General features: G+C 64.7%; 12 protein-coding genes. 5 read left to right on the top strand and 7 right to left on the bottom strand.

The window, feature by feature from the left end:
* Positions 1-96: 96 nt before the first annotated feature.
* Positions 97-753 (top strand): isoprenoid biosynthesis glyoxalase ElbB, encoded by a 657-nt coding sequence (elbB, locus tag GMST_RS10455; protein WP_183354594.1) that lies wholly within the window; start codon positions 97-99, stop codon positions 751-753.
* Between the two features lie 130 nt (positions 754-883).
* On the top strand, positions 884-1,477 hold the full coding sequence (locus GMST_RS10450; RefSeq protein ID WP_183354593.1) for an outer membrane beta-barrel protein: 594 nt from the start codon (positions 884-886) through the stop codon (positions 1,475-1,477).
* Positions 1,478-1,750: 273 nt separating this feature from the next.
* On the opposite strand, the gene GMST_RS10445 is transcribed toward GMST_RS10450, so the two are convergent.
* The 7 genes from GMST_RS10445 to GMST_RS10415 form a co-directional block, all read right to left on the bottom strand.
* Positions 1,751-3,460: a radical SAM protein gene (locus tag GMST_RS10445; RefSeq protein ID WP_183354592.1), complete on the bottom strand. Its 1,710-nt coding sequence runs from the start codon at positions 3,458-3,460 to the stop codon at positions 1,751-1,753.
* A gap of 200 nt (positions 3,461-3,660) precedes the next feature.
* Positions 3,661-4,218, bottom strand: coding sequence for a cupin domain-containing protein (locus tag GMST_RS10440; protein WP_183354591.1), 558 nt, complete (start codon positions 4,216-4,218; stop codon positions 3,661-3,663).
* A 303-nt stretch (positions 4,219-4,521) separates the two neighbouring features.
* On the bottom strand, positions 4,522-5,445 hold the full coding sequence (locus GMST_RS10435; RefSeq protein WP_183354590.1) for a thiamine pyrophosphate-dependent enzyme: 924 nt from the start codon (positions 5,443-5,445) through the stop codon (positions 4,522-4,524).
* The gene (locus GMST_RS10430) at positions 5,445-6,605 is read right to left on the bottom strand and encodes a pyruvate ferredoxin oxidoreductase (protein ID WP_183354589.1); all 1,161 of its coding nucleotides are present in this window, start codon (positions 6,603-6,605) and stop codon (positions 5,445-5,447) included. Before GMST_RS10430 ends, GMST_RS10435 begins: the two co-directional genes overlap by 1 nt.
* Complete coding sequence (locus GMST_RS10425) at positions 6,602-8,884, bottom strand: 2-oxoacid:acceptor oxidoreductase family protein (RefSeq protein ID WP_183354588.1); 2,283 nt, start codon at positions 8,882-8,884, stop codon at positions 6,602-6,604. The genes GMST_RS10430 and GMST_RS10425 overlap by 4 nt, the downstream gene beginning before the upstream one ends.
* A gap of 409 nt (positions 8,885-9,293) precedes the next feature.
* The gene (locus tag GMST_RS10420) at positions 9,294-10,874 is read right to left on the bottom strand and encodes a sigma 54-interacting transcriptional regulator (RefSeq protein ID WP_183354587.1); all 1,581 of its coding nucleotides are present in this window, start codon (positions 10,872-10,874) and stop codon (positions 9,294-9,296) included.
* Between the two features lie 57 nt (positions 10,875-10,931).
* Positions 10,932-12,995: a PAS domain-containing hybrid sensor histidine kinase/response regulator gene (locus GMST_RS10415; protein ID WP_183354586.1), complete on the bottom strand. Its 2,064-nt coding sequence runs from the start codon at positions 12,993-12,995 to the stop codon at positions 10,932-10,934.
* A gap of 145 nt (positions 12,996-13,140) precedes the next feature.
* Here GMST_RS10415 and GMST_RS10410 point away from each other — a divergent pair, with 145 nt between their 5' ends.
* The 3 genes from GMST_RS10410 to tpx all read left to right on the top strand — a co-directional run bounded on the left by GMST_RS10410 (position 13,141) and on the right by tpx (position 17,370).
* The gene (locus tag GMST_RS10410; RefSeq protein WP_183354585.1) at positions 13,141-14,319 is read left to right on the top strand and encodes a glycerate kinase; all 1,179 of its coding nucleotides are present in this window, start codon (positions 13,141-13,143) and stop codon (positions 14,317-14,319) included.
* 326 nt (positions 14,320-14,645) lie between these two features.
* Positions 14,646-16,607 carry a response regulator gene (locus GMST_RS10405; protein WP_183354584.1) on the top strand — a complete coding sequence of 654 codons (1,962 nt, stop codon included), beginning with the start codon at positions 14,646-14,648 and terminating at the stop codon, positions 16,605-16,607.
* 259 nt (positions 16,608-16,866) lie between these two features.
* Positions 16,867-17,370, top strand: a complete 504-nt coding sequence (gene tpx / locus GMST_RS10400) for a thiol peroxidase (RefSeq protein WP_183354583.1) — start codon at positions 16,867-16,869, stop codon at positions 17,368-17,370.
* Positions 17,371-17,482: the final 112 nt, after the last annotated feature.

Genomic DNA, 17,482 nt, shown 5'->3' with positions numbered 1-17,482 from the left:
TGATCCACATACAAACTGCTTGCGCGTAAACAGTATCCCGCTTAGAATATCAGCCATCCCGATGATGGGACATCAATGAGACCGGAGGGGACTTATATGAAAAAAGTCGGTGTTATACTCTCGGGCTGCGGAGTCCGCGATGGTAGTGAGATCCACGAAGCGGTGCTCACCCTGCTCGCCATCGGCCGGAGTGGCGCCAAGGCCGTCTGCCTGGCTCCGGATATGGAAGTAAACGAAGTTAACCACCTGACCATGCAGGAGACGGGCGAGAAACGTAACGTGTTGGTGGAGGCTGCCCGCATCGCCCGCGGCGATATCAGCGACGTCAAAGACGTGAATGCCGCCGAGTTGGACGCCTTGATCCTTCCCGGTGGTTTCGGTGCCGCCAAGAACCTGTGCAGCTTCGCCTACGACGGCCCCCAGGGCTCGGTCCAGCCGGACGTGCTGCGCCTGGTAAAAGAGATGGCTCTCGCCAAAAAACCGATCTGCGCCATCTGTATCGCGCCCTCGGTACTCGCCCTCGCCCTGGGCCGGGACCTCGCACCGCAACTCACCATCGGTACCGATACCGAGACCGCCGAGGCCATCAACGCTACCGGCAGCAAGCACGTACCGTGTCCGGTCAGCGAGTTCGTGGTGGATCGTGAGCACAAGATCGTTTCGACCCCCGCCTACATGCTGGCAGGGAGCATCGCCGAGGCTGCCGTAGGTATCGAGAAGGCAGTCCAGGAAACCATCAAGCTTATCTCCTAGTTCGAGGGGCTGGAGGCACCAAAAAGCCTGTTTCCTTTAAGGGAACAGGCTTTTCGCTTGAAGGGGAGCCGCTTTTGTCTTAGACTGCGCAAACCCTGTTATTCATTACACACAAACATGGAGGATACTGATGCGTAAACTGTTTTCCCTTGCCGTCTGTGCCATGCTGGCCGCACTTGTGGCCGGTACCGCAAACGCCAGTGACCTGCGTGGCCGCGTCGCCGTGACCGGCCGGGTCGGCGTCATCAACCCCGCCAACAGCGAGCTCGATGTTCCGGGTGTCGGCACCCTCGTGGTAAAAACCGATGCCGGCTTCATCGGCGGCGGCGGACTGCTCTTCGGAGTCGATGACAACATCGCCGCCGAACTCGACATCACCCGCTCCTCGTTCCACGCCGGCACCTACGGGGACGCTGACGTCACCAACCTCTCCATCGGCGCCCAGTACCGCCTGCCGGAGCGGCAGCGCCTGGTCCCCTACTTCGGTGCCGGCATGAACGTCCTGATCAACGACCTGCCGCACAACACCTCTGAAACGGTGCTCGGCCTGCATGTGGCCGCTGGTATCGATTACTTCCTGCAGCGCCAGATCGCCCTGACCGCGGAAGTGAACGGTGTCGAGGCGTTCTCCGCCGACGTGAAGAACTTCAACGGGACCAAGATCGGCAGCTTTGATCCGTCCAACCTCTCTTTCACCGTGGGTGCGAGGTTCTTCTTTAACTAAGGGAAGGCGTTACACAGACACTAAAGGCCCGGATGAGCAGGAAAGCTCCTCCGGGCCTTTTTCGTTGTTCTCCGGGTGGCACTCATCTTTTAAGAGAATCTCGGTGGGGGAGAATAATCATTCCCCACTACGAGAGCACCGAGATTAGAAAATCACCTCGTTCCCAAGCTTCACTTCGTGGCTCGAAACTTCACTTCGCACCCACGAAGCTTCACTTCGCACCCACGAAACTTCACTTCGCACCCACGAAGCTTCATTTCGCCACGCGAGGCTTCATTTCGGTAGTTCCTGCTGATCAGCTTCACCAGGTTCCCTCTCGAGTCCAAAAGCCCGCCGATACTCCCGCACCAGCCTCGCCTCGTCACCACCGTCGATGAAGGACCACGGCAGCATCTCCTCGAGCGGTATGTCCCGGTAGACGAAGCTGTCGCTGTCGAACTCCATCTCCCGCAACGCGCTCTTCCAGTTCCCCTGCCGGTCCGCCTCGATGAGCAGCGGAGCGAGCCTGCGGTCGCCGCGTGAAAAGAGCGCCTGTTGGTAGGCCTCGCGCGGGCTCTCCATCTGGATGCGCAGGTTGGCGTGCTTTCCGAAGGCCTTCTGCAGGAACTTCCACTTCTTCTCGATGCTCTTCATATCCTCCATGCCGCACCATTGAAACGGCGTGAAGGGCTTGGGGATGAAGGGATTTACCGAAAGCTGGATCTCGCCGAGCCGCTTGTTCGCCTTCGCCGCAGTCACCACCCGCTCCCGGATCTTCAGGACCAGGGAAACTAGCTCCTCCAGGTCCTGGGCGGTTTCTGTCGGGAGCCCGATGATGAAGTAGAGCTTCAGGTTCAGTATGTCGTGGCCAATCAAGAGGTCGCAGGCGGAGAGGATCTGCTCTTCGTCGATCCCCTTGCGGATCAGGTCGCGCAGCCGCTGCGAACCGCCTTCGGGGGCGAGTGCCACCGTCTTCTGACCGCTGGCCTTGAGCGCCTCGATCATGGCCGAGTCGAGGTGATCGATCCTGAACGAGGAGACCGAGAAGGTCCCCCCCGCGTCAATGATCTCCTGGCAGAGGTCACCGATCCCCCGGTAGTCCGAAACCGCCGCCGCTACGAGGCCGACCTTGCGCCCTTCAGCTACCCCCTTCAATACCTCATCGCGCACCACCTCCACTGACCTGGTCCGGTACGGCAGGTAGATGAACCCTGCGGCGCAGAATCGGCAGGCGCGCGGGCAGCCGCGCGAAAGCTCCACCAGGTGCATTCCGGAGAACTCGGTCGCCTCGGTGTGGATCTCGGTCACCGTGGGACGTGCCTCGATCTCGGGATCCCAGATCCGGCGCACCCGTTGGGGAGCTCCCGCCTGAGCGTGCAACGCCACCTGTCGAGCCCCGTCGTAAACCGGCTCGTACAGAGAAGGGACGTAGACTCCCGGTAGCTGTGCGGCCCGGGTAAGCAGGTCGTCCCGGCTCTCCGCACCCTCCAAAAACAGGTCGATGACACCGGGTAGCAGCGGCTCAGCCTCCCCAATGCAGACGAGGTCCAAAAGCGGAGCTACCGGTTCGGGATTGAGGAACAGGGCGGCACCGCCGGCAAGCACCAGGGGCTGCAGGGGTGAGCGCTCCGCGGCCAGGGGCGGAATGCCCGAGAGCCGGAAGATCACCGGGATATTCAGGTAATCGCTTTCAAAGGAGACCGAGAAGGCTATGAGGTCGAAGGAGGAGAGCGGCCGCTGGGTTTCCAGGGAGAGGAGCGTCCCGCGGGTGCGCTCGAGTTCGCCCAACTCCTCGCGGTCGGGGAGAAAGGCGCGGTCGCAGACCACCTCGGCGTGCTCGTTCAGCAGCGCGTACACCGTCTGAAACCCGAGGTTGCTCATCGCGGAATGGTAGCGGTTGGGGTAGACCACACAGCAGGAGAGACGGCCGCCACGCTTTTGCTGCAGCGCTCCGCTCTCTCCGGCCAAGGTATTGCGTCGATTTTCGATGACTTTCCAAGACATGCCGACAAAGTACCACCATTGGCGGTGGCCGTGGAAGGGAAAAGAGGCAAAGGAGAAAGGCAAGGGCTCTCTTTGCCGCCAAAAGGTACAAAAGACACAAAAAAGCCCTCAACCATAACGGGTCCGGCCTTTTCCGTCAACGCCCAAGGCCAAACCAGCTGGTAAGGTTTCCCTTTTGTGGTTTTTGTGCCTTTTGGTGGCTACCCCGAACTGACCACCGCCATCATCTGGGCCAACCGGTCGCCCAGGCCGTGGAAGGTATGAGGCCGGGAGGCGTCCAGGTAGGCGCTGTCGCCGCGCGCCAGGCGATAGCTCTGTCCGTCGTAGAAGAGCTCGATCTCGCCGTCCAGCACGAAGACGAACTCCTGCCCGTCATGGCTGATCGGCACCCCCGGTTCGGACTGGGGATCGAAGGAGAGCAGGAACGGCTCCATGAGGTGCCCTGCAGTCCCCGGCCGAGTGAGCGACTTATAGGCGTACCCCTGGTTGGTATCGCCCTGCTCGGGGACCAGCGACTCGCCCGAGCGGCAGATGGTGAGCGATTCGGAGACCACCCCGCCGCCGTGCAGCAGCCCCTCCATCCGGGAGCCGAGCACCCGCGAGAGCTTGATCACCACCCCGATGGCCGGGACCGAGTCCCCCTCCTCGATGGCGCGCAGCTGGTCGGCGGGAATGCCGGTCAGCTTGCAGACCTGCTCCAACGCGAGCCCCTGCGCCTCGCGCAGTTTTTTCACCCTTTCACCCACGTACTTGCGCATCGGTTGCTCCTTTCGTTGATGATGTGACGAAGGTTGTTTGACGTTGCCACGCAGCGCTGCAGCAACCCTCAGGTCCCCCCCTTCGCAAAGGGGAGAACGTGGGGCCGCCGGCCGCGCCGCGTGACATCTTCATCCACGCTCCATTGCTCCTGGAAAAACCTTTGCAGAGCCGATCCTCACCCTTTCCCGCGGCGGCCTTGGGAGCATGAGGAGAGCCGGCGGAACGGCCCCCTTTGCTTCAGCGTTTCCCGGCTAAGGGGTCAGGCACCTGGCGGAGCCAGCCCCCCGGAGCTCGTCCCCCTCTTACACCCGCTTCGCCGGAACGATCCTGCCGCTTAGGACGCGCAGGTGCTGCCAGTGCCGGTCGATGGCCGGACGCAGGTCGGATGCCTTCAGGCCCGAACGCTGGAATCTGCGCTGCAGGGAGAGGTACATCTCCAGCGCTTCGTCGGAGAAGTCGGGCTCGATGTTGATCTGGTGGCGCTGGCCGTCGAAGACCTCGAACACCGGGTAGATGCCGGAGCGCACCGCGAGCCGCACCAGCTCGATCCCCAGCGCCGGCTCGGACTTCCACCCGGTCGGACAGGGGGAAAGCACGTGCAGGAAACGAAATCCTTTCAGGTCGAGGGCATGCCTCAGCTTCCTCATGGTATCGTCGGCGTGCGCGAGCGAGATCGAGGCGGCGTAGGGGATCCGGTGGGCGGCCATGATGGCCATCAGGTCCTTCTTCTCCTCTTTCTTGCCACCGGGGGTGTTGCTGGTGACCGCACCGGCCGGGGTGGCCGAGGAGCGCTGACCGCCGGTGTTCCCGTAGATCTCGTTGTCGTAGCAGATGTAGAGGATGTCCTCGTTACGCTCGGCGGCGGCCGACATGGTGGCGAAACCGATATCGTAGGTACCGCCGTCGCCGGCCAGGCAGATGACCCGGGTCTCCTCGCCGTTCAGCTGGGCCACGTTCGCCGCGCCGCTGGCCGCTGCCGCCGCGGAGGCGAAGGTGGTCAGCAGGGTGGGCGCGCCGTAGCCGCTTTGCGGAAAGGAGCCGGCCGCGATGGCACCGCAGCAGGCGGGAATGATCAACTGCACCGGCCGGTCGGCCACCGCGCGCCTCAGCATCTGCATGAGGTTCGACATGCCGCAGCCGCCGCAGTTGGTGTTGCCGGGGCGCAAGAGCGGCTCGCCGCGATCGAGCACGGTCTGCGCCATCCCCCCCAGAAGCGGTTCGTTCATCATAGCTCCTCCAAAAAGACCGGGTCGCCGGCCTCGCTGCGACTGCACACATCGTCCACTATCCGTTCCAGGTGCTCGGGACAGACGTCGCCGCCCCCCAGACCGGTGAGGTAGTTCTGCACCAGCGCGCCGGGGTCGGCAACCCCGCGCAGCTCGCTCCAGAGGATCCCCCCCAGGCCGACGCTCAGGTCGCGGTCCAGCACGGCGATCCGCTTTTTCCCGGCCAGTTGACGGCGCAGGTCCGCAACGGGGAAGGGCCGGAAGAGCCGCACCCGCAGCGCTCCCACCTGCTGGCCGCGCTCGCGCAGAGAATCCACCACCCGCTCGGCGGTAAGCCCCATGGTGCCCAGGGAGACGATGACGGTCTCGGCATCCCCCATCCGGTAGGGGACCACCGCACCCGGGAGTTCGCGGTCGAAGTGACGGCCGAACTCGGCGCGGACCTCGTCAAGCACGGCACCGGCCGCGCGCATCGCCTCGTGGTGCTGCTTGCGGTGCGCCTCGGTCTGGCGCGGCAGTTCCATCTGCCCCAGCGAATGCGGCGTGCTGCCGAGCTGCTGCGGAACCCGGGTGGGCGGAAGGAAGGCATCCACCTGCTCCTGGCTGGGGACGTCGGTCTGCGCCACGGTGTGGGAGAGGATGAACCCTTCCATGCAGACCATGACCGGCATCAGCACCCGCGGGTCTTCGGCCAAGCGAAACGCGGCCAGCACGGTATCGAACACCTCCTGGTTGTCGGCGCAGTAGAACTGGATCAGCCCCAGGTCGCGCAGCATGAGCGCGTCGCCGTGGTCGGCCCAGATGTTCCAGGGAGGCCCCATGGTCCGGTTGGCCACGGTCAACACGATGGGGAGGCGCAGGCTCGCCGCGGCGACGCAGTTCTCGGCCATGTAGGCGAGCCCGTTGGAGGCGGTGGCGGTGAAGGAGCGTGCGCCGGCCGCCGAGGCGCCGATGCAGACACCCATGGCGCTGTGCTCGCTCTCGACGCGCACCACCTTCCCCTTCTCGATTACCTGGTTGCAGAGGAACTCCATGCACTCGGTGGAGGGGGTGATGGGGTAAACGCCGCTGCAGAAGCCGCGGCCGAAGCGGTTGGCGCGCGCGGCAAGGGTGGCCGCCAGTGCCGCGGCGTGGTTGGCGCTTAAGAGTTCGCCCTTCATGGTTTGCCTCCCTGTGCGTTTTTCTCATGCATCTCCATGGCGCAGCGCGGGCACTCGGCAACGCACATGCCGCACCCTTTGCAGCGTTCCAGGTCGACCCGGTAGCCGTCGTCGCAGCGGTAGATGATGCCGTCCGGGCAATAGATGAGGCAGGTATCGCACTGGGTGCACTGTCCGCAGGAGAAGCAGCGCTGGGCCTCCTGGGGGCCGTCAAGGCCAAGGTTGAACTCGGCGAACCCCTGGCGCGCCTGGGCGATGGGGATGTGGCGGTCCTGGCCGGGAGGGTCCACCTCGAAGGCCGAGAAGCGGATCTGGGCCGGCGCCACCACCTGGTCCGCGACGCCCGGCTGCGCTTCCAGCGGACCGGCAGCGAGTTCTGCGAGCATTCTGAGCACGGTCCGGCGCGCGTTGCCGATGGCGTGGGTCACGGTTCCCTCGCCGGTGCAGCAGTCGCCGGCCAGCCAGACCGGCAGAGCGCTCTCGCCCCGGTAGATGCGTCCCTCTTTGAATTCCCAGTCGCGGGGGAGCAGCTCGCGCTCGTTCACCTGCCCCAGCGCGAGCAGCACCAGGTCGCAGGTAAGCTCGGTGGTACGCTCGGTGACCACCGGGCGGCAGCGGCCGCTCGCGTCGGGTGCGCCGGCTTCGACTTCCGCGATGGTGATCCCGGTGACCCGGTCGGCGCCGCTCAGCGAGACCGGCTGGCGCCGGGTCATCAGGCGGGTCCCCTCCTGCTCGGCCTCGGCGATCTCCTCCACGATGGCGGGCATGTCCTCACGGCTGCGCCGGTAGACGATGCGCACCGAATCGGCGCCGCAGCGCAGGGCGCTTCGGGCGCAGTCGATGGCCGAGTTGCCGCCGCCCACCACGACGACCTGTCCGGAGACCTTTTCGCCGGTACTCTTCACCCGTTCCAGAAAGGGGAGCCCCTGCTCGACCCCCGGGAGCTCTTCGCCGGAGACCCCGAGGGTATGCGGCGCGCCGAAGCCGGTACAGATGAGGACGGCATCGTACTCGCTTGCCAGGCGTGTCAGTTCGGCACTGGTGACCGGGCGGTCGCAGACCGTCTGCACTCCCAGGGCGAGGATGCGGGAGAGGTCGCGATCCAGCACCTCGGCGGGAAGCCGGAACTCCGGGATCCCGTAGCGCAGCACGCCGCCGAGCTTCGCTGCGGCTTCGTGGATGGTGGCATGGTGGCCGCGCAGCGCCAGCTGGTAGGCGGCGCTCAGCCCGGCCGGGCCGCCCCCCACGATGGCGAAGCGGCGCGGTTCTGCCGCCGTCTCTTTGGGGAGAGAGAGTTCGCTGTGGTCGGCGATCCAGCGCTCCAGGCTGCGGATGTTGACCGAGCCGTCGAACGCCTTGCGGTTGCAGTCGTTCATGCAGGGGGCCGGGCAGACCCGGCCGCAGACCGCGGGGAGCGCCTGGGTGCGCAAGAGGATGGCGGCGGTCGCCTCCGGCCCCTCTTTCTTCAGGGCCTGCACGAAGGCGACGATGTCGTTTCCGGCCGGGCAGGCGGCATTGCAGGGCGGGGTGTAGTTGCGGTAGCCGGGGGAGAGGTTGCTCCAAAGGCCGGTCTTCAGGTCGACGGGAAAATCCTGCGCCACGCCGGCGATCGGTGTTACCTCGGCACTCCCGGCGCTGAACGCTGCCGGTTGCGCTGCGGCCGCGCCAGACTCGGCGGTCTCGCGGATCTGCACCCGCTGGTAGGCGAGCTCGGCAGCGGGGAGGTCGCCGAGCAACCCCAGCTTGTCGAAGGCGGCGCGCAAAAGCTCGTGCGGCAGGCCGAGCAGGCGCAGGTACGCACCGATGATGGTGGTGTTGATGATGACCACCGAGCTGGAGCCGATCCCCTGCTCGCGGGCGATTTCCGTCGCGTCGACGACGGCGTAGCGGAAGTGGCGGAACGTGTCGGCGAAGGCCTCGGGGGGGGCCGTCGCGTTCAACAGGATGAGCGCGCCCGGTGCAACACCGGAGAGGACCGGGGTCTCCAGGAGGCCGGGATCGAGCACCAGCAGGTGATCGGGGCGGTAGATCTTGTTGCGGTTGGTGATCCGGGTGCGGTCCACCCGGGTGAATGCCTGGACCGGGGCGCCGGAGCGCTCGCTGCCGTAATCGCCGAAGGTTTGCACCGCCAGCCCCATCCCGGCGTAGAGCGCCGCGATCAGCTTTGCGCAGGTGACACCCCCCTGCCCGCCGCGTCCGTGCACCCGGATCTCCAGCGGCAGGGTTATTCCGTCGGGGAGCGCTACGGGGGAAAGCTTGCTCTCGTACCAGGGCTCCATCGCCACCTCCAGGGACCGAACTGCTTGGTGCAGGGGATCGTTCGCGGGCTGTATACGGCAAGGTGCGTGCCAGCGTGGAGAGAAACGGATAACATGCTGATTTTAAATGAGTTGTATCGATTGGCAAGAGAGGATGTATAAAGCTGAGACGAGAGAATTGGAAACTTTGGTTACCGCAAATTGGGTTAAATCTGGCTAAGATAGCGAAAGAATGGGGATATCAGGTGGAAACCTTGGTTGCCAGCGGTTCCAAAGGTTTCCAAAACGAGAGGCTTCGCTACTGGCAGTCACTGCCCGATGCGCGCGCCACGAAGGCCGAACAGCAAATCCCCTCTGTCTCCCCTTCGCAAAGGGGAGGACGTAAGGCCGCCAGCAGTGGGTCGATCATGGCGATCACGGTCGCTTCCCCCTACGAGTCGGCCGGCGCGTACTTCTTCAGCTTTTTCAAAAGCGCGGTGTGCGAAATCCCCAGGCGCTGCGCAGCCTGGCGCACGCTCCGGGAGGCGGCCAGGGTCTCCTCCAGGATCTGCCTCTCGAAGCTTTCCAGCCGGGCCTGCAAGGTGGGGGTGGCGTCGGTGGCATGGGCCTGGCTCTTCATCTCGGCGATGGTCTTGTCCAGGTCAAACCCTATCATGATGCTGTCGTTGTCGACCTGGTCGCCGGAACAGAGGATGGCGGCGCGCTCGATGACGTTTCTGAGCTCGCGGACGTTCCCCGGCCAGTTGTGCCGGGAAAGCCGGGCGAGCGCCTCGGGCTGGAAACCGCGGATGTTCTTGTCCAAAAGGGAGTTGAGCTGCATGAGGAAGTGCTCCGCCAAGAGCGGGATGTCTTCGGGGCGCTCGCGCAGGGGGGAGATGTGGATGGGGAGCACGTTGATCCGGTAGTAGAGGTCCTCGCGGAAGGAGCGCTCGCGGATCATCTGCTCGAGCCGCTTGTTGGTGGCGGTGATGAGCCGCGCGTTCACCGCGATCTCGTGGGTGCCGCCGATACGCCGCACGCTCTTCTCCTGGATCACCCGCAAAAGCTTGGACTGCAGCGGCAAGGGGAGTTCGGTGATCTCGTCGAGGAAGATGGTCCCCTCCTGGGCCAGCTCGAAGAGGCCGGGCTTCCCCTGCTTGCGCGCGCCGGTGAAGCTCCCCCCCACGAAGCCGAAGAGCTCGCTCTCCAAAAGCTGCTCGGGAAGCGCCGCGCAGTTCACCGGGACGAAGGGTCCGCTTCTGCCGCTGGCGAAATGAATCGCGGTGGCGAAGAGCTCTTTGCCGGTACCGCTCTCACCCTGGATCGAGATGTAGGAGTCGGTGCGCGCCACCTTCTGGGCGAAGGCGATGGCGTCCTTCACCGCACGGCTCTCGCCGATGATGTCGCTGAAGGTGATCTGACGCGGCTGCAGGACGGCGTTCGCCAGGCTGCGGATCTCCTTCATGTCCTTCATGATCTCGACCGCGCCGATGATGCGCCCTTCCCTGTTGGTGATCGGCTTGCAGGTGACGAAGAACTGCAGGCGGCCGTTTTTGGTGATGATGTCCTTCTTGAGGTTCAGAAAACTGCGCCCGGAAAGGCACTCGAGGATGGTGTAGTCGGGAAGCGACAGCGTGGTGATGCGGCTACCCAGCGCCTGTGCCGGATCGATCCCGAGCGCCTGCTGTGCCACCCGGTTGATGAGCGCGAGGCTCCCCTCTTCGTCGATGAAGAAGATGCCGTCGCTTACGCTGTCCAGGAGGATCTGCATCCGCTTTTCGCGCTGCTCGTGCGGCATGGTCTGGACCGAGGAGATCTCCAGCAGGTCCGGCAGGGCGCTCAGGCGCTCCACCACGCGCTGGCTCCCCTCCGCGCTCCCCTCGGCCTCCAGGTAGAGGGTCGCTTTGCCGTTGCCGCGCTCCACGTCGAGAGCCGCGATGTTGAACTTTTCCCCCGCCATCAGCGTGGCGAGGCTCGCCAGCACCCCGGCGCGGTCGTAGGAGAGCAGCTTGAGCTTCAGGTTGGTTTCCATGCTCCTCCGGATGAGCTTTTGCCAGCTCGCATAAACACGAGGACGCCTGGGCGCCCCCTACCCTTTCAGCACCTCGTCGAGGACGCGCCCCAGCTCCTGGCGGTTGTACGGCTTGGGGAGCACGGCCTTGAAGCCGTAGGCGCGGCAGTTGGCGAGCACGGGGTCGTCGCAGTAGCCGCTCGACACCACCGCCTTGACCTGCGGGTCCAGGGCAAGAAGCGCCTTCACCGCCTCGCGCCCTCCCATGCCGCCGCGCACGGTGAGATCCATGATCACCACCGCGTAACGGGAGCCGCTGCGCTGCCGGTTGTAATAGGCGGTCACCGCCTGGGCGCCGTCGGCCACACTCTCGGCCCGGTAGCCCAGTTCCTCCAGCATTTCGACCGCAAGCTCGCGGATCAGGCGGTCGTCGTCCATGACGAGCACGTCCCCCTCCCCCTTGGCTTCGAGAGCCGGACCGGTGGCTTCCAAGGCGGCCTGGCGCAGCTGCGCCGGCAGGGTCACGGTAAAGGTCGTCCCCTTTCCCGGCAGCGATTCGAAGGTGATGCCGCCGCCGTGCTTTTTAATGATCGAGTAGCAGCTGGTAAGCCCGAGCCCGCTCCCCTGCTTGGTGGTGAAGTAGGGATCGAAGACCTGCGCCCTGATGGATTCGGGGATTCCGGTGCCGGTATCGCTCACCGAAAAGCTCAGCAGCTCTTCCCCTTCCCTGGAGCGGGCGCGCCCCGAGCGGATGGTGATGACGCCACCTTCGGGCATCGCCTGGGTCGCGTTGATCACCAGGTTGTGCACCACCTGGCTCAGCTGCCCCTCGTCGGCGGCAAGGGCGAGTTGCTCGGGGCTCAGCTCGAAGTCGCAGCGCACGTTGGAGCCGAGCGACCCGAACTGCGCCGCCTCGCGCAAGAGGGCGTTCAGATCCACGGCCCGCTTCACCGGGTCGCCGCCCCGGGCGAAGGTGAGCAGTTGCTGAGTCAGGTCCCGCGCCCTCAAAACCCCCTTCTCGCCGTCCTTGAGGCGGCTCAAAACCAGGTCGGGGTCGTGCGCGGCCGAGCGGGCCAGCGAGATGTAGCCCAGGATGATGGAGAGGATGTTGTTGAAGTCGTGGGCGATGCCGCCGGCCAGCACACCCAGCGACTCCAGCTTCTGGGTCTTCAGGAGCTCCTCGCGGGCGTGGCGCTGTTCGGTTATGTCCTCGACCACCCCGACGTACCCAGCGACGCTGCCGTCCTTGCCCCTGAAGGGCTGCGCCAGCGCGCGCACCCAGACCGGCGCGCCGGCACGCAGGAAGCGGCACTCGTGCTGGAAGGTCCCTCCCTGCCCGGAGATCTCGAGCCACTTGACGGTGGTGCTTTCGCGGTCCTCGGGGTGCAGGGCCGCACTCCAGCCACTCCCCATCAGCTGGCCGGCCTTCAGCCCGGTCAACTCCTGCAGCCTGGGGTTGGCGTAGACACACCTCCCCCGGTCGTCGCTCATGAAGATGCCGACCGGGGCCGCCGCGCACAGGGTGCGGAAGCGCCGCTCGCTCAGGCGCAGCTCCGCCTCGGCCTCGGCCCGCTCGGCCACCTCGTGGCGCAGCGCCTGGTTCGCCAGGGTAAGCTCGCGGGTCCGCTCCATGACCCGCGACTCCAGCTCCTGGTTGGCCCGCTGCAGTTTCTCCTCGGACTCCCGGCGGCTGGTGATGTCGATGTGCTGGATGACGGCGTTGGTGATGGTCCCCTGGGGGTCGCGGATGGCGAAGATGGTTACGTCGAGGATGACGCGTGAGGTCTGGGCGAGCGCCAGGGTCTTCAAGGTGGAGCTGTCGTAGACGATCTCGAAACGGGCGGTCTCCCCGTCCCGGAACACGCGCTCCACCTGCGGCAAAAGCCCCTGTTCGCGGACGATGTTGTCCTTGAGGATGTTATAGGTGCCGACGACCTCGGCTTCGGTGATGTTCAGAAGCCGGGTGCAGGCGCGGTTGATCCGGATCAGCGTCCCCTGGCTGTCCGAGATCCAGATGGGGTTGGGGCTTTGATCGATGATGCTGTCGAGCAGGGAACAGCTCCCCGCGGAGGGCTTCGCCTGGCACAACCAGGCGTCGTCGCAGCTTGTCGGGTTGGCCTTCCCTTGATCCCTATCTTCCATGACACGGCTCTCTCGTTGGCTGCCCATAGGTAACTGTCGGCTGCAGGCACAAGCGGTCTCATTACAGCATAGAGGTGCTGATTTTACTAGCGCTATTTCGAAGAGCGGTGTATGAGAGAGCCAGATCAGTCGCCGGAGGTGTTGCATGGACATCGTCATTGCGCCGGACGCCTTCAAGGAGAGCCTTTCGGCTCCCCAGGCGGCACGCGCGCTGGCCGAAGGGTTCCGCGAGGTCTTTCCCGAGGCCCGCTACCACCTGGTGCCGCTTGCCGACGGGGGGGAAGGGACCGCCGAGGCCCTCGCCCAGGCCACTGCAGGGAGGCTCGTTCCGGCCCGGGTGCGCGGCCCGCTGGGGGATCCGGTCGAGGCGAGCTTCGCCCTGCTGGGGGACAACCGCAGCGCGGTCGTGGAGATGGCTGCCGCGAGCGGGCTCACCCTGGTCCCCCCGGAGAGGCGCAACCCGCTGGAAACGACGAGCTTCGGCACGGGAGAGCTGATCCGGGCGGCACTCGACGCCGGGGCGCGCCGACTCGTGGTGGGGATCGGCGGCAGCGCCACCAACGACGGCGGTGCGGGGATGCTCCAGGCCCTGGGGGTCGACCTGCTGGATGCGCAAGGGTACCCGATCCCCCCCGGCGGCGCCGGCCTCGAGCGGTTGGCCCGTATCGATGCCGCGCGCCTCGACCCGCGGCTTGCGCGCTGCAGTATCGAGGCGGCCTGCGACGTGGACAACCCGCTGGTGGGGCCCCGAGGCGCCAGCGCGGTGTTCGGGCCGCAAAAGGGGGCGACTCCCGAGATGGTGGCGCGCCTGGACGCGGCGCTGGGACACTTCGCGCGGCTCATCGAGCGCGACCTGGGCAAGGCCGTCGCCGAGGTGCCCGGCGCCGGTGCCGCCGGAGGGATGGGAGCCGCGCTCCTTGCCGTGCTCGGCGCCACCTTGCGGCCGGGGATCGAGATCGTGCTCGAGGCGGTCAGATTGGAGGAGCTTCTTCAAGCTGCGGACCTGGTGGTCACCGGCGAGGGACGCTGCGACGGTCAGACGGCTTCCGGCAAGGCCCCCTTGGGGGTGGCACTGCTCGCCAAAAGGTTCGGCAAGCCGGTCCTGGTGATCGCGGGCTCCCTGGAGCCGGAAGCGGCCCAGCTGCGCCACCAGGGTATCGACGCGCTTTTCGCCGCAGTGTCGCGCCCTTGCTCCCTGGACGAGGCCCTGCAACAGGCCGCCCCGAACCTGCGCTTGGCCGCCAGCAATGCCGCTGCGGCACTTGCGATCGGCATGAAGCTCGGGTCTCAGACCCGCTCGCCAGCGCAGGAGACTCCTACCTGATAATCCGCGGTCCAAGAGGAGCTGAAACAGAGTGATTTATAATTAACACTGGCACAGTATTTCCTTGAGATTTATCTGCAACTAGCGTCCCCGGCTGTTAAACCAGTTGCATTCTATTAGGTAATACGTTATAAGCGCTACTAATATCGCCCGGCAAGCAAAAACAACGTTCTTCTGGACCAAATACAGTATGCTGTTATACTGAATGAGTCGCAACCTCGGGACTCCGCCCGCTCAATCGTGGTGGCGAGCAACTAAATGTGCAGGAATGGCCGGCGACACAATGTCTTTATGACGTATCTGATCAATCTTATTTAGGGTTCGCTATGAAATCCCTGCAACACACGGTACAAGCTATCTCGCTGCTCATTGTCGAGGATGACGTATCGGCAGTCGATTCGCTCAGGCAGACCATCTCCCTCAAGTACCCCGCCTTCAGCGTCTGGGTGGCCCACAACGGCCGCATCGGACTGGACCTTTTCCGGCAGCACCGCCCGGACATCGTGATCACCGACGTCAATATGCCCGAGATGAACGGCATCCAGATGGCGGCCCAGATCAAGGAGCTCGACCCGGGCGCCAAGATCATCGCGGCCACCGCCATCAGCGAGACCCTGTTTCTCATCGACGCGGTGCGCATCGGTATCAGTCGCTACATGCTGAAGCCGATCGAGTTCTCGGCGCTGTTCGACTCCATCGACGACTGCGTGGCGCGCATCACCATGGAGCGGCAACTCAAGGCGCAAAACGACTTCATCGGCAAGCTCTCGAGCGTCATCGAGCAGAGCAGCGATCTCGTCTTGATCGCCAGCGCACGGGGAGCGGTCACCTACAGTAACCCGCGCTTTAGCGAAGTAACCGGCTACCGCAAAGACGAGGTCCTCGGCCAGGACTTCCGGATGCTGCTGGAGAGCGCCGCCGAACTCGCTCCGGACGCCCAGCTCTGGGAGACCATCACCGCGGGGTCGCACTGGCGCGGCGAGGTGCTCTGCAGCAAGAAGGAGGGGGGGCGGTTCAGCGCCGAGCTCTCCATCTCGCCGCTCACCGGCACCCATGGCAACCTGGAATTCGTCGCGGTAATGCACGACATCTCGGAGCGCAAGCAGGCCGAGGACGAGCGCCGGCGCCTGGAAGAGCAGATGCTGCACGCCCAGAAGCTGGAAAGCCTGGGGGTCCTGGCAGGCGGTATCGCCCACGATTTCAACAACATCCTCATGTCCATCATCGGCAACGCGGACCTTGCCCTGATGCGCATCACCAAGGAGTCTCCCGCGGTGGAGAACCTGCGCCAGATCGAGAAGGCCTCGGCGCGGGCCGCGGATCTCGCCAAGCAGATGCTCGCCTACTCCGGCAAAGGGAAGTTCGTGGTCGAGCACCTCGACCTCAACATCCTCCTGGAGGAGATGGTGCACATGCTCGAGGTCTCGGTGACCAAGAAGGCGCGGTTGCGCCTGAACCTCACCCGCCCGCTCCCCGCAGTGGAGGTCGATGCCACCCAGATCCGCCAGATCGTGATGAACCTGGTGATCAACGCCTCCGAGGCGCTGGGCGACGAGAACGGGGTGATCGCCATCAGCACGGGGTGCCAGGAGTGCGACGCGAACTACCTGCAAAACGTCTGGCTGAGCGAAAACACGAAACCCGGGCGCTACGTCTACCTGGAGGTCGCGGACACCGGCTGCGGCATGAGCCGCGAGACCCTGAGCAAGCTGTTCGATCCCTTCTTCACAACGAAGTTCTCCGGCCGCGGGCTGGGGATGGCCGCCGTACTCGGCATCGTGAAGGGGCACAAGGGGGCGATCCGTGTCTACAGCGAGGCGGGCAAGGGGTCAACGCTGAAGATACTGTTGCCGCTCAGCGACCGCCCCGTCGACCCTGCGCCCCGTGACGAGGCCGAACCCGAGGTGCCGGGTGGGGGCACGGTTTTACTGGTGGACGACGAGCAGACGGTGCGCGACATCGGTTCCGAAATGCTCAAGGAACTCGGCTTCCTGACGGTGACGGCGGAAGACGGTCTCGTGGCGCTCAAGATCTTCCGGGAGGTGCCCAACATCGACTTCGTGATCCTGGATCTCACCATGCCGCACCTGGACGGCGAGCAGTGCTACCGCGAACTGCGCAAGCTCGATCCCCAGGTGAAGGTGATCATGACCAGCGGCTACAACGAGCACGAGGTGACCCAGAAGTTCGCCGGCAAGGGACTCGCGGGTTTCCTGCAGAAGCCCTACAAGGTCTCCGAACTCAAGAAGATGATCGCCTCGCTGAACCTGCCGAACTCCCCACTGTAACTGGAGCACGCGTTTTACCCTCTCTTCAGGTCGTCGAGCGGCACATCCTGCGCGGAGTGCCGCTAGAAGCTCACACGCTTTGTCGCCTAGGAAACACGACTGACTCTGGTCCCCTCTTTTTCCGCAACGTCTGCAGCAGATGCCTTTTCCTGTGGCAAAAACGCTTCTAGAGTCTGGGTTGATCCAGAAAAGCCGCCTTTGCTGCTTGCAATCGTCGGGAATTGCCGTAGGCTTTGTGCAAAAATTGCAGGAGGAACCAATGCCTAAAGTCACGTTCAAAGGTAATCCGATAACGCTGGTAGGGCCGGAGCTTCAGGTCGGCGCTGCCGCTCCCGAGTTTTCCGTGGTCGACAACGGTCTGGCACCGGTGACGCTCGCCAGCTACCAGGGGAAGGTGAAGATCATCAGCGCCGTCCCTTCGCTGGACACCCCGGTGTGCGACACCGAGACGCGGCGTTTCAATCAGGAAGCCGCGGCGCTTCCGGGTGACGTGGTGGTCTTGACCATCAGCCAGGATCTCCCCTTCGCGCAGAAAAGGTGGTGCGGCGCCGCCGGCATCGACAAGGTGGTGACCCTTTCCGACTACCGCGACCGCTCGTTTGGCACCGCCTACGGCGTCCTCATCGACGAACTGAAGCTCCTTTCCCGCTCGATCTTCGTCATCGACAAGCAGAACGTGATCCGCTACATCCAGCACGTCCCCGAGGTGACCCAGGAGCCGGACTACGCCGCCGTCATCGCCGCCGCGAAAAAGCTCCTGTAGCCCCGTACCCGCCCCGCTCCCCCTGAGCCGCCTGCCGATCCGGTAGGCGGCTTTTTTCGCATCTCCCGACCCGCCAAACGTCCTCATGCCCCCGGAAAAACTGTTGACACAC

It is taken from the genome of Geomonas silvestris (assembly GCF_014193515.1).
In the GTDB taxonomy this organism is placed as follows: domain Bacteria; phylum Desulfobacterota; class Desulfuromonadia; order Geobacterales; family Geobacteraceae; genus Geomonas; species Geomonas silvestris.
The sequence above is the reverse complement of the archived record's forward strand: the minus strand, read 5'-3'. Positions and strand labels throughout refer to the sequence as shown.

What these genes read in the sequence shown, in the direction of transcription:
- GMST_RS10430 (WP_183354589.1), bottom strand. Translation starts at nt 6,605, where the DNA reads ATGAAGGGCGAACTCTTAAGCGCCAACCACGCCGCGGCACTGGCGGCC.
- tpx (WP_183354583.1), top strand. Translation starts at nt 16,867, where the DNA reads ATGCCTAAAGTCACGTTCAAAGGTAATCCGATAACGCTGGTAGGGCCG.
- GMST_RS10445 (WP_183354592.1), bottom strand. Translation starts at nt 3,460, where the DNA reads ATGTCTTGGAAAGTCATCGAAAATCGACGCAATACCTTGGCCGGAGAG.
- GMST_RS10435 (WP_183354590.1), bottom strand. Translation starts at nt 5,445, where the DNA reads ATGAACGAACCGCTTCTGGGGGGGATGGCGCAGACCGTGCTCGATCGC.
- GMST_RS10410 (WP_183354585.1), top strand. Translation starts at nt 13,141, where the DNA reads ATGGACATCGTCATTGCGCCGGACGCCTTCAAGGAGAGCCTTTCGGCT.
- GMST_RS10425 (WP_183354588.1), bottom strand. Translation starts at nt 8,884, where the DNA reads ATGGAGCCCTGGTACGAGAGCAAGCTTTCCCCCGTAGCGCTCCCCGAC.
- GMST_RS10420 (WP_183354587.1), bottom strand. Translation starts at nt 10,874, where the DNA reads ATGGAAACCAACCTGAAGCTCAAGCTGCTCTCCTACGACCGCGCCGGG.
- GMST_RS10450 (WP_183354593.1), top strand. Translation starts at nt 884, where the DNA reads ATGCGTAAACTGTTTTCCCTTGCCGTCTGTGCCATGCTGGCCGCACTT.
- elbB (WP_183354594.1), top strand. Translation starts at nt 97, where the DNA reads ATGAAAAAAGTCGGTGTTATACTCTCGGGCTGCGGAGTCCGCGATGGT.
- GMST_RS10440 (WP_183354591.1), bottom strand. Translation starts at nt 4,218, where the DNA reads ATGCGCAAGTACGTGGGTGAAAGGGTGAAAAAACTGCGCGAGGCGCAG.
- GMST_RS10405 (WP_183354584.1), top strand. Translation starts at nt 14,646, where the DNA reads ATGAAATCCCTGCAACACACGGTACAAGCTATCTCGCTGCTCATTGTC.
- GMST_RS10415 (WP_183354586.1), bottom strand. Translation starts at nt 12,995, where the DNA reads ATGGAAGATAGGGATCAAGGGAAGGCCAACCCGACAAGCTGCGACGAC.